The organism is Streptomyces sp. GESEQ-35, from assembly GCF_017948485.1.
Classification (GTDB): Bacteria; Actinomycetota; Actinomycetes; order Streptomycetales; family Streptomycetaceae; genus Streptomyces.
In genome coordinates this window covers 13797-25526 of record NZ_JAFFSX010000017.1, presented here as the reverse complement: position 1 = coordinate 25526, position 11730 = coordinate 13797, and the positions used below count along the sequence as shown (strand labels likewise).

Genomic DNA, 11730 nt, shown 5'->3' with positions numbered 1-11730 from the left:
CGGCAGCGGCTTGAGGGGGTGGCTGCGGACGCGAGGACGGCCGCTTCGGTCACGGGAGCCACGAGGCCGCGTTCGGGGGCCTGTTGGTTTCCGTGGCCAGCACTACAGCCCTGCACAGGCAACTTGGCCGTGGCGGGCACCCGGCATCGGCGTCGAAGGCACCTGGCGACTCAACCACGTGCTGTTCGCTGTCGGTGTCCCTTCGTCCTGCCGCCCGGCGCACGTCACCTGGCGGTGGGCCGGCAATCGGCAGAGAGAAACCCGCCGGTGCCCCCGGGGGACGTAGGGCGCCGGCGGGCGGTTCGGTGCCCCTGCGGCGGCTCGCGCCCGTCCGCGTCGGAGCTTCACGACCCGACCATCCCGCCCCGCCCTCGACGGGTGCTCGCAGGGCGGTGGAGAGCCGGCGTGACCTACGCCGCCGCGAGGACGGGCGCGGCCACCGGCCCCTGCTGCTTCAGGGGCTGCCGCGTGGTCCGGCCGCGGCGGGCGGCGAAGACGTAGAGGCGCAGGATGGCCGCGACCCCGATCGTCCAGGTCGCCAGCAGACGGAAGAGCTCGACCTCGTGCTCCAGCGTGATGATGTCGCAGTCGCCGTAGGCCAGAAGGACCGGGGCATGATGGAGCGGATCTGTTCGCGATCCAGTCCTTGGGGCGGCGGTGACGGGCCTTCAGATCCACCGCCATGACCTGCCGCCGCGTCGCCGGCACCGGGAGCAGCTCGCCGAAGGACGTGCCGATGCCGGACAGCGCGCCGTGCAGCAGCACCGCGGGCACCGAGCCCGCGTCCGACCGCGCCGCGCCGACGTCGTAGATCTCGTCGTACATCTCCAGGCTGTTGACGGGGGCTTAGCCGGTGGTGGTCGGCTCGGTGACGTTCCTCGATGCTCCTCCACAAGAGCGTCGGTTCGTATGCCAGGAACGGACCAGGAGGCGCCGCGAGAACCATCGCTGCCTGCCATAGACACTGGCTACTCTTCACCAGTGACCATCGAGCTGACCTTGCTGTCCCGAGTCGCCTATCGCGGCCAGGAGATCACCGCGCCCCGGCTGCGCGGGCTCCTCGCCCTCCTGGCTGAGGACCTGAAGCCGGGCGCCAGCAGCGGGCGGCTCGTCGAGGGGCTGTGGCCCGACGAAATACCCGAGCGCCCCGGCAAGGCGGTCCAGGTGCTGGTCTCCCGGGCACGGTCGCAGCTCGGCGCCGACGTCATCGAGAGCACGCCCTCCGGCTACCGCCTCGCCCTCAGCGAAGCCCAGGTCGACAGCTCCGCCCTGCTCACCCACGCCGCCACCAGCGCCGACCGGGCCCGCGCGCGGGATCACGCCGCCTCTCTCGCCGCCGCCGAGGCCGGCCTCGCGCTCTGGGAGGGCGGCCCGCTGGACGAAGAGTTCCACGACCCGGTAGCCGCTCTGCGTGCCGAGCGCGCCCCGGTCCGCCGCGCGCTCGTCCGCGCCCACGCGCTCGCCCTCGCCCGCCTCGGCCGACATTCCGAGGCCGCCGCCCCGCTGGCGGAGGTCGCCGATGAAAGCCCCCGCGACGAAGAGGTGCTCGCCGAGCTGCTGCGCGTCCAGGCCACCACCGCAGGACCGTCCGCGGCCCTCGCCCGCTACGAGACGTACCGGCGCGAGCTCCGCGACGACCTCGGCACCGAACCGGGTGCCCCCCTCAAGGCCATACAACAGGAGCTGCTGCAGGACGGGGCCCCGGTCGTCCGGCACGGCGTCCCACACGAGCCGAACCCGCTGCTCGGCCGCGAGCCGGACATCGCCGCCGTCGAACAGCTGCTGCGCGAGGCCCGCGCAGTCACCGTCATCGGACCCGGCGGCCTGGGTAAAACCCGCCTCTCGCACGCAGTCTCCCGCCGCTCCCAACAGCGCGTGGTGCACTTCGTCCCGCTGGCCGGCGTCACCTCGGACGAGGACGTGGCCGCCGAGGTCGCCTCCGCGCTCGGCGCCGGTGAGGGCCTGGGCGCGATGGGCGGCGGCCCCGCCGCCGCAGGTCCGGTCCCCGGCATCCTCGATGTACTCGGCACCGGTCCCGCACTTCTCGTCCTGGACAACTGCGAGCAGGTGATCCTGGGCGCCGCCGACCTCGTCCAGGCACTCATCTCCGGATCCAAGGACCTCCAGGTCCTCGTCACCAGCCGCGCCCCGCTCGGCCTCACTTCCGAAGCGACCTACGCGCTGCCTGAACTCGCCCTCGATACCTCGGTGGAACTCTTCACGCAGCGAGCGCGCGCCGCCCGCCCCGGCGTCGGCCTGCCCGCCGACGCCGTCGCGGACCTTTGCCGCCACCTCGACGGCCTGCCCCTCGCCCTGGAACTGGCGGCGGCCCGCGTCCGGGTGCTGTCCGTACCGGAGATCGCCCGCCGTCTCGGCGACCGCTTCGCCCTCCTGCGCGGCGGCGCCCGGGACGCACCGGAGCGGCACCGCACCCTGCACGCGGTCGTGGAGTGGAGCTGGAACCTCCTGGAGGAGGACAGCCGCGCCGCCCTGCGCACCCTGTCGGTCTTCCCCGGCAGCATCAACGGCGAGGCGGCGGAGCACGTACTCGGCGCGGACGCCCTCTCCCTCCTGGAGCAGCTGATTGAGCAGTCACTCCTGACGGCGGCTGACACCCCGGCGGGGTTACGCTTCCGGATGCTGGAGACGGTACGGGAGTTCAGCGCGGCCAAGCGCGCCGAGTCGGGCGAGGACGGCACGGCAATCGACCGCTTCCTCTCCTGGGCACGCGACTTCGGGACCGCGAACCACGACGTGCTCTACGGCCCCGAGCCCCGCGCCGGCTGGACCCGCATCCGCGCCGAACAGGACAACCTGGTGCTGGCCCAGCGCCACGCCCTGTCCCGTGGCAACGCCGCCGTACTGGCCCCCGTCACCGCCGTCCTGGCGTCCCTGTGGGCCACCGGCTCCAACTACCCCCGCCTGGTGGCCCTTGCCAAGGACAGCGGCCCACCGCTCTCGCACTACTACCCCGACCGGCCGGAGGACATCGAAGCGGCCCGCGCTGCGGCGACGCTCTGCACGGCGGCCCTTTTCATGGGCCTCGGCCCGCACGCCGTACGCCAGCTCGTCGTCCTCCGCCGCCTCCCTGCGGCCCGCCCGGACAACCTCACCCGCGCCATCGCCGTACTGCTGGCCGCCATACCGGAGATGTCACCCCCCGACTTCCGCGTGCTTCAGCAGCTCCGCGAGAGCGAACATCCGCTGGTGGCCGGAGTCGCGGAGTTCGTCACCAGCCACATACGGGAATCCGAGCAGGACCGGGAAGGCGCCCTCACCGCGGCCCGCCGCATGAACGAGGCGCTGCAACGCGCCGACACGCCCTTCGCGGAGGTTCTCGGCCACTCCCGGCTGAGTGACCTCTGCCTGCGGGCGGGCGAGGGCGGAACCGCATATGAACACCTCAAACGCGCCCTCAAGGCCCTCAACCGCCTCGGCGATGAACAGGACTCCATAGGTGTCCGCTGGGGCCTGGCCCTCGCCTGCCTCCAGCGCGGCGACCCGGATGAGGCGGAGTACTGGCTCCGCCAGGCGGAGGGCGGGGGCCGCGTACAGTCGGACGTCGCCTACAGCCCTGAACTCGGCGCACGCGCTGAGATCGCGCTCACCCGCGGGCTCACGGAGGTCGGCCTCGGTCTGTGGCGCAACGCCGTGAAACAGCTCCCCGAAACCGGCGCACCTGCGGAGGACGACCCCTTGCTGGACCAGTGGGCACGGGAGATCCAATCGGTGGCGGTGACAGCACACGCGTATGCCGGAAAGCCGCAGCAGGTGGCGGAGCTGACCGAGGACCTGCGGGACCGGCTGCTCACGGGCCTGGCAGGCCCGCCCCGCACCCCCACGGAGCTGCCCGTGTACGGCACTATGCTGCACGCCCTCGGCATGGCGGCCGTCGCCTCCGGCGACAACGCGACCGCGGTACGGATGCTGGCGCTGGCGGAACGACTTGGCGTAACGCGGCAGTTCCTGCCGACGATGTCGGCGGGGCGGGCGCGGGTGTCGGCGGAGAGTGCCGATGGGGCGGCGTACGCCGACGCGGTGTCGGTGTACGCCGCCCTGGGGCGGGAGGAGTTGTGGGAGGCGGTCCGCGCGGTTGTTGCGGTCACTTCGCGTCGGCGTTGAACTTTGCGGCGGCCCAGAAGTAGCCGAGTGTGGCGAGGGCAAGGCACCAGGCGATGGTGATCCAGCCGTTGTGGCCGATCTCGGTGCCCAGGAGGAGGCCGCGGAGGGTTTCGATGGCCGGGGTGAAGGGCTGGTATTCGGCGATGGGCTGGAACCAGCCGGGCATGGACTCGGCGGGGACGAAGGCGGAGGAGATCATCGGCAGCAGCACCAGGGGCTGGGCGCTGTTGGCGGCGGCCTCGGCATTCGGGCTGACCAGGCCCATGCCGACAGCGATCCAGGTGAGTGCCAGCGTGAACAGCACCAGCAGGCCGAGGGCGGCGAGCCATTCCAGGGCGGTGGCGTCAGTGGACCGGAAGCCGATGGCGACGCCGACGGCGCCGACGAGGACGACGCTGGCGATGGATTGCAGGAGGCTGCCGACGACGTGGCCGAACAGCACCGACCCGCGGTGGATGGCCATGGTGCGGAAGCGGGCGATGATGCCTTCGGTCATGTCGTTGGCGACCGATACGGCGGTGCCGACGACGGTGGAGCCGATCGTCATGATCAGGATGCCGGGGATGACGTAGGCGATGTAGTCGGAGCGGTCGGCGCCGCCGCCGAGGCCGGCGCTGAACGCCTCGCCGAAGATGTAGACGAACAGCAGGAGCAGCATGATCGGCGTGAGGAGAAGGTTCAGCGTGAGGGAGGGATAGCGGCGGGCGTGCAGCAGGTTGCGGCGCAGCATCGTCGACGAGTCGCGGACGGCGAGAGTGAGGGCGCTCATCGGACGGTCTCCTTGGTCTGGGTGGTCTGGGTGGTCTGGGTGCTGGTCAGGGCGAAGAAGACGTCGTCGAGGTCGGGTGTGTGGACGGTGAGTTCGTCGGCCTCGACGCCGGTGGTGTCGAGCCAGTCGAGGATGGAGCGCAGTTCGCGTTGGCTGCCGTCGCTGGGGATCTGCAGGGCGAGGGCCTCGTCGTCGCGGGTCGCTTCGCGCAGTGCGAAGGCGGCGGCGCGGTACGCGCTGGGGTCGGTGAAGCGGAGGCGTACGTGGCCGCCGGGGATGAGGCGCTTGAGTTCTTCGGCGCTGCCCTCGGCGGCGATCTTGCCGTTGTTGAGGACGGCGATGCGGTCGGCGAGTTCGTCGGCTTCTTCGAGGTACTGGGTGGTGAGGAAGACGGTGGTGCCGTCGGAGACGAGTTCGCGGATGATGCCCCACATGTTGTGGCGGGCGCGGGGGTCCAGGCCGGTGGTGGGTTCGTCGAGGAAGATGATGCGGGGGTTGCCGACCAGGGTCATGGCGATGTCCAGGCGGCGTTTCATGCCGCCGGAGAAGGTGGCGGCGGGCTTCTTGGCCACGTCGGAGAGGTCGAAGCGCTCCAGCAGTTCGGCTGCGGTGCGCTTGCCTTCCTTCTTGGTGAGGTGGTGGAGGTCGGCCATCAGGAGCATGTTCTCCTCGGCGGTGATGAGGCCGTCGACGGCGGAGAACTGGCCGGTGACGCCGATCGCGGCGCGTACGGCCTGCGGGTCGGTGGCGAGGTCGTACCCGCCGACCCGAACGGTGCCGGCGTCGGCGCCGATGAGGGTGGAGAGGATCTTGACGGCGGTGGTCTTGCCGGCGCCGTTGGGGCCGAGGAGGGAGAAGATCGTGCCGGTCGGCACGTGGATGTCGATACCGTCGAGGACGGTCTTGTCGCCGTAGGCCTTGTGCAGCCCGGCGGCTGCGATGGCTTGCTGGGTGGGTGTCTGCGTCGTCATGCCCCAGAGCTTGCGGGCGACCGCTTTCAGATCGCTTTCAGCGCGGTTTCAGCGCGACCGCTCCGGCAGCGGCAAACACCGGCAAGGAAAAGGCGAGCCCATGTCGTCTCAACCGAGCTTGACTCTGTCGGGGATCTTGGAGAGTCCGAGGTTGGCTGCCCAGGGTTCGCCAGGACTTCAGCCGGGGTACCTCACGCTGGTCGAGGTGGTTCTGGAAGGCAGTCGGCCGGCGGGGCGTGGGTGTTTTCCTCGGCCGGTGGCAGTCTGCTGAGGCGCTCGATGGTGACGGCGATGGCCGTCAGGACGTGCTGGATGTGGGCCTTTCCCTGTCCGCGGTAGCGGCAGCGTCGCATGCCGTGTCCGTGGGCGAACTCGTTGACCGTGCCCTCCACTCCGGAGCGGACCGCGTAGCGGGTCTTCCACTCGGGTGTCTGTTGCTCGGTGCGGACGCGGAGTTGCAGGTCGCGGAGCTCTTGCGGGGGAGCGGGCGAGCCAGCTCGAAGCCTTCCACGCCGCCGACTGCACCCTCGCAGGCCGGGGGCGCGTGTGCGCGGAGTGAGCGATCGAAGGGGTCGGACGATGGAGACAGCACAGAGGCGAGCGGCAGGTGGCGCCTGGGACCTTCGCCGCCTTCGCCCGCTTCGTGTTCTGTGGTGGCGGGGTTGGCTCGCTTCCAGCTTCGCCGTGGCGGCCCTGGCCTCCTGGATTCCCTGGGTGCTGGCCAATGCCGTGGTCACTGTGGTGTCCACGCTCCTGGCCACCGAGCTGCACGCCTGCTTCACCTTCGGTGCGGGCGGGCGCGCCACCTGGCGCCGGCATGCGCAGTCGGCCGGGGCCGCCTACGCGGTGACCTGCGTGGCGATGGTCGTTCTGCAACTGCTGGTGGCGGCGCCCGGTGCGGTGCTCGAGCAGGTCGTCCATCTGTCCGCCGCCGCGCTCGCCGGTGTCGGGCGGTTCGTGGTGCTGCGCCTCGTCGTCTTCGCACGCAACCGCTCGCAGGCCACGGCGACCGTCCGCACCACCCGCCCCGTGCCCGCGGCCGTGGTCCGTGTCTCCGCCCCGGCCGAACTCGCGACGCTCTGCCACGCCGCCTGACGGCCGGTCAGGAAGCACGGTCAGGAAGCGGCGGTGTCGGCGAGCAGCCCCTCCGTGACGGCCGCGGCGACCTGGCCGATGTGGTCGACGAGGTAGAAGTGGCCGCCGGGGAAGACCTTGAGAGCGAAGTCGCCGCTGGTGTGCTCCCGCCATGTCCGAGCGTCCTGGACCGTCACCATCGGGTCGCGGTCCCCGACCAGGGCGGTGATCGCAGCAGCGAGCGGCTCACCCCCACGCCAGCGGTACGTGCCGACGGCCCGGTAGTCGGCCCGCAGCGCAGGCAGAACCAGCTCCAGGAGCTCAGGGTCGTCGAGCATGGCCTGATCGGTGCCGCCCAGCCTGCGCATCTCGGCCAGCACGTCGGCGTCGTCGTAGAGGTCGTAGCGGACGCTGGTCCGCAGACCCGGTGCGCCCCGGCCGGAGAGGAACAGCCGCTGCGGGCCGGGCAGTTCGCCGCGGGCGAGCAGCCGGGCCGTCTCGTACGCGACGAGCGCGCCCATGCTGTGGCCGAACAGGGCGTACGGCCGTCCGGGGTCCGCGGCCAGTTCGTGGGCCAGTTCCTCGGCCACCGCCTCGACGAGCGGGGCCAGGTCCGTGAACGGCGCCTCGCCGTACCGGTCCTGGCGCCCCGGGTACTGCACGGACACCACGTCGAAGTCCGCGGGCACCATACGCGCCAGCGGCATGTACGACGTCGCGGAGCCCCCCGCATGCGGGAAGCACACGAGCCGCGGCCCGTCCCCCGCGGCCGTGGTGAAGCGCCGGAACCACGTGCTGTTCACGGTTGATGTGTCCCTTCGTCTCGCAACAGGGCCCCGCGCCGACGACAGCGATACGGCCCTGCATGGCAACCCCCTGGAACGGCGGCAGACAGAGAGGCCCGCCGGCGCCCTCGGGGGACGTGGGGCGCCGGCGGTCCCTTCGGGTGCTCCACGAGGGCTCACGCCCGTCCGTACCGGAGCTCACGACCCGAGCGTGCCGCCCCGCCCTCGACGGAAGCTCGCAGGGCGGTGGAGAGCCGCGCAGCCGATGTCATCCAGCGCTCCGACCCGCTCCGGGCGACGGCCCGAGCGCTTCTCCATCAGTGGCGCATAGCCTCCGGGGAGGCGTACGACTCCGCACCGCGACGCGTGTCCGCCGGGGGGATGGTCCTATTGCGTTCGTTCGGCGCTTTGGCCGCGCAGGAAAGCCTGTGGCCGGCGCAGAAGCAGGACTCCGCCCCCTTCACCACCGAATGACACCCGCCCCGGAGCCGGCAGCGCGCCCATCGGCCCCCACTGGCCGCCATGCGCGCCTACGTGCTCGCCCCCTGGCTGAGGCCCGTTCCCACGGGCGTCGTCGGCGAGTTGTACGTCGCCGGTCGGCTGGCCCGCGGCTACCTCGGCCAACCGGCCCTGACCGCCGAACGTTTCGTCGCCGACCCCTACGGCCCACCCGGCTCCCGCATGTACCGCACCGGCGACCTCGGCCGCCGGAACGACCACGGACATCTCGAATACGCAGGCCGCACCGACACCCAGATCAAGATCCGCGGGTTCCGCGTCGAACCGGGTGAGGTCGAAGCCGCCCTCACCGCCCATCCCGACGTCACCCGGGCGGCGGTCACCTGGAGGCCACCGGAGGCCCGGGGTTGGGTTGAGTGAAGGCCCGTCGCGGCCATCGGGGGGTGATGGCGGCGACGGGCCTTCGTGGGGTGGGGCCGTCTCCGCTTCGCACTGTTCCTCCGGCCCTCCGGGAGGCGACGGTGACGCCACCTCATGCTTTCGTCCTGACAAACGTCATGGCGAAGTGATGACACCACGCCCTGCCAGGCGCGTGTGAAGGCGGCTGAGGTGGATGCATGACCTCGACACCCGTCACTGACGCCGAACGCCCGAACCCGCCTACGGCAACGTCCACTTGGTGAAAGAGCCGCCCCGCGCCCTCGGCCTGGCGCCGCCCCGAGCCCGCCCGTTCCGGCGCCCCGTGCGCCCCCTCAGGAGACATCAGATGCGCAGAACCCTGTCCCTGCCCCTCGCCCTCGCCGCGACCGCGGTGGCGGTGACCGCGATTCCGGGAGTGTCGGTGGGGGCGACGACACCGGACACCGTGCGGTGGGGCCCGTGCTCGGAGAAGCCGGAGAAGGCCGCCTCATCCCGTCTGGAGTGCTCGACGCTCGAAGTCCCGTTGGACTACCGGGATCCGGACGGCCGGCAGATAGAGATCGCGATCTCCCGGCTGGCGAGCGAGAACCCCTCGCGGCGCCGCGGCGTGCTGCTGACCGATCCGGGCGGCCCCGGCATCACGGGACTCGGCTTCCCGGCCGTTCTCGCCGCCTCAGGGCTGCCGCAGAACGTACTGGACTCCTACGACGTGATCGGCTTCGACCCGCGTGGCGTCGGCCGCAGCACGCCGGTGACCTGCGATCTGACGCCGGATCAGCAGGCGCGCGGCAACGTCCCGCCGTACGCGCACACCGCGGCCGACGTCGCACGCGAGGCGGGGAACGCGCGGACCGTCGCCGAGCAGTGCGCCACCTCGCGCACGGCGTGGATGCTGCCGCACACCACCACCGCGAACACCGCACGCGACATGGACCGGATCCGGGCGGCGCTGGGCGAGCCGAAGCTCTCGTACCTCGGTCATTCCTACGGCACCTACCTCGGTGCGGTGTACACGACGATGTTCCCCGAGCGCAGCGACCGGATCGTGCTCGACAGCAACCTCGGTCCCGGCGGTTACGACGTCACGGCCATGCGGTTGCTCGCCCGTGGACTGGAGGACCGGTTCCCGGACTTCGCGGCGTTCGCCGCCGCGCACCCCGAGTACGGTCTGGGCACCACCCCGGAGCAGGTGAGGGCCAAGTTCTTCGATCTCGCCAAGCGGTTGGAGGCGAACCCGGTCCAGGGCTACGACGGGACGCTCTTCCGAGGGATCACCTTCGACCGCCTCTACAGCGATGCGGACCTGCCCAAGGTGGCCGAGCTCTGGCAGGCACTCGACACGGACCAACCGCCGCCCCCCAACCCGCCGTTGGCGAACATGGAGAACTTCATGGCCGCCCGCTTCTCGGTGATATGCGGTGACACGCGCTGGCCGGAGACGGTCCGGGAGTACCAGCGGAATGTCGCGGTCGACCGGCAGAAGTACCCCATGCTGGGCGGGGCCACGGCGAGCATCGGACCGTGCGCGTTCTGGCCGGACAAGCGGGTCGAACCGCCGGTGCACATCGGCGACCGGGGCCCGTCGAACGTACTCATGGTGCAGAACGAGCGCGACCCGGGGACACCACTGGCCGGCGCCCGGAAGCTGCGGCAGGCCTTCGGCGAGCGGGCCACGATGGTGACGGCCGACCAGGGCGGACACGGCGTCTATCCGTTCGGCCCCAACACCTGCGCGAACGACGCGGTGACGGCGTTCCTGACCACCGGGCAGCGCCCCTCGCAGGACCTCGCCTGCGCGGCGGAGCCGAGCAAGTAGCGGGAGCGGAAGGCATGTTCAAGGAGTGGCAGCACCGTCGGGCCGCACAGCGGGTCAAGCCCGGGGACGGCCGAGCACTGAAGCGTTTCCGCTGGTGGCAGATGCTCACCCGCGCACTGTTCCACCTTCACCTGATGAACGACGACGGCCGGCCAACGGCCTACACAGTCGACGTCAGGCATCAGAATGCATCGGAGGGCCACGTCAAGGCCCACCTGTACCTCGACGGCAGGCATCACGCCGAGTCCAGAGTCCCTGCCGCCTTCCCCGTCCAGGGCGGCACCGTCGAAGTAAGGGCGAGCACCTTCGGGCTGAAACGCTGCCACTACGTCACCGCCGAGGGGGCCGAGTTCCAGCTCATGCCGGACCCCGCCTCCGCCGAGGGCCGCCGCGCCCGCCTCGACCGCGCACACCCCGCGCTGAGCCGCTGCATCGGCTCCCTCTCGGTGATCATGCTCGCCATCGGCCTGGTCCTCCTGATCCTCCAGCTCGCCGAACAGATCACCCGGGACCCGGAGGGCGTCGCCCAGTACGTCGGCACCTTCACCTCCCCCATCGACCTACCGGTATGGGCCACCACCACGCTCGGCCTCTGCACCGCGTTGGCCAGCACCGAGCGAGCACTGCGACTCCGCTACAACCGACTGCTCGACGGCGGAGCGGGCTGACGGTGCTTCTGCGGACGGTCGTTGTGAGAATGGTCCGATGGAGATGATCGACAGCGACAGCGAGGCCATCCAGTACCTACGGTTCCAATCACCTCACCGAAACAGCCGAGGCCACTTCACCGGCGTCTTTGGACTCGTCAATAATCTGGCGCGGGAGGGAAGGCTCTCGGACGAGCAGGAGTCGTTCCGCCGCAGCAACAACAGCTGGTACGACGCCGCGTACACCGACCCCTCGACCGTCGATCCCACCATCTACGACGATGAGACCAACCCTGGCGCCGCGGCGTGGTTCAAGCCGTCAGCCGCACATCTCCTCGCTCGGGTCCCCGGTTACCTGGAGATTCTGGCTGCTCACGACATCGATTGCCTGGTCCTGAGTTCCGCAGACCCAGGGCGGGTCATCTACGAGGACGACGTACAAGTCGTGGTCGTGCCCTACGCGTTGGACGCCGCGGCTCTTGCGCACCAGAGCGCCAACACCCAGGAATGACCGCTGTGTGATGGCCTGATCGCGTGTCAGGTGCCGCGCCAGTTCGGCAGGGCGTGATCGACTTCGGCTGAATGGGGGAGGAGCCCCCCGAGCTGGTGGCTCCCGCCCGAACCCCCGGCCGCCCGCCGGGGGTTCGCCGTGCAGCGGAGGAAGGAA

General features: G+C 71.0%; 8 protein-coding genes and 2 pseudogenes. 6 read left to right on the top strand and 4 right to left on the bottom strand.

Annotation, left to right across the window (positions count from 1 at the left end; translation table 11 throughout):
* Nucleotides 1–981 precede the first annotated feature (981 nt).
* The gene (locus KCH87_RS28925) at nucleotides 982–4122 is read left to right on the top strand and encodes a BTAD domain-containing putative transcriptional regulator (protein WP_210589232.1); all 3141 of its coding nucleotides are present in this window, start codon (nucleotides 982–984) and stop codon (nucleotides 4120–4122) included.
* Here the strand turns inward: KCH87_RS28925 and KCH87_RS28920 are convergent.
* The 3 genes from KCH87_RS28920 to KCH87_RS28910 form a co-directional block, all read right to left on the bottom strand.
* The gene (locus KCH87_RS28920) at nucleotides 4103–4891 is read right to left on the bottom strand and encodes an ABC transporter permease (protein ID WP_210589231.1); all 789 of its coding nucleotides are present in this window, start codon (nucleotides 4889–4891) and stop codon (nucleotides 4103–4105) included. The two genes, KCH87_RS28925 and KCH87_RS28920, sit on opposite strands and share 20 nt — an antisense overlap.
* Complete coding sequence (locus KCH87_RS28915; RefSeq protein ID WP_210589230.1) at nucleotides 4888–5862, bottom strand: ATP-binding cassette domain-containing protein; 975 nt, start codon at nucleotides 5860–5862, stop codon at nucleotides 4888–4890. The genes KCH87_RS28920 and KCH87_RS28915 overlap by 4 nt, the downstream gene beginning before the upstream one ends.
* Nucleotides 5863–6053: 191 nt before the next feature.
* On the bottom strand, nucleotides 6054–6323 hold the full coding sequence (locus KCH87_RS28910) for a transposase (protein ID WP_247196998.1): 270 nt from the start codon (nucleotides 6321–6323) through the stop codon (nucleotides 6054–6056).
* Nucleotides 6324–6441: 118 nt separating this feature from the next.
* On the opposite strand from KCH87_RS28910, the pseudogene KCH87_RS28905 reads away from it, so the two are divergent.
* Nucleotides 6442–6957: pseudogene (locus KCH87_RS28905) on the top strand (hypothetical protein).
* Between the two features lie 20 nt (nucleotides 6958–6977).
* On the opposite strand, the gene KCH87_RS28900 reads toward KCH87_RS28905, so the two are convergent.
* Nucleotides 6978–7739 carry a thioesterase II family protein gene (locus tag KCH87_RS28900; RefSeq protein WP_210589229.1) on the bottom strand — a complete coding sequence of 254 codons (762 nt, stop codon included), beginning with the start codon at nucleotides 7737–7739 and terminating at the stop codon, nucleotides 6978–6980.
* Between the two features lie 492 nt (nucleotides 7740–8231).
* Here KCH87_RS28900 and KCH87_RS28895 point away from each other — a divergent pair.
* The 4 genes and pseudogenes from KCH87_RS28895 to KCH87_RS28880 all read left to right on the top strand — a co-directional run.
* A pseudogene (locus KCH87_RS28895) lies at nucleotides 8232–8570 on the top strand (hypothetical protein); the annotation flags it as partial.
* Between the two features lie 376 nt (nucleotides 8571–8946).
* On the top strand, nucleotides 8947–10416 hold the full coding sequence (locus KCH87_RS28890) for an alpha/beta hydrolase (RefSeq protein WP_210589227.1): 1470 nt from the start codon (nucleotides 8947–8949) through the stop codon (nucleotides 10414–10416).
* Nucleotides 10417–10430: 14 nt separating this feature from the next.
* A complete protein-coding gene (locus tag KCH87_RS28885) occupies nucleotides 10431–11084 on the top strand; it encodes a hypothetical protein (RefSeq protein ID WP_210589226.1) in 654 nt (217 codons plus the stop codon).
* 37 nt (nucleotides 11085–11121) lie between these two features.
* Entirely contained in the window at nucleotides 11122–11574 is a 453-nt protein-coding gene (locus tag KCH87_RS28880; RefSeq protein WP_210589225.1) for a hypothetical protein, read from the top strand.
* Nucleotides 11575–11730: the final 156 nt, after the last annotated feature.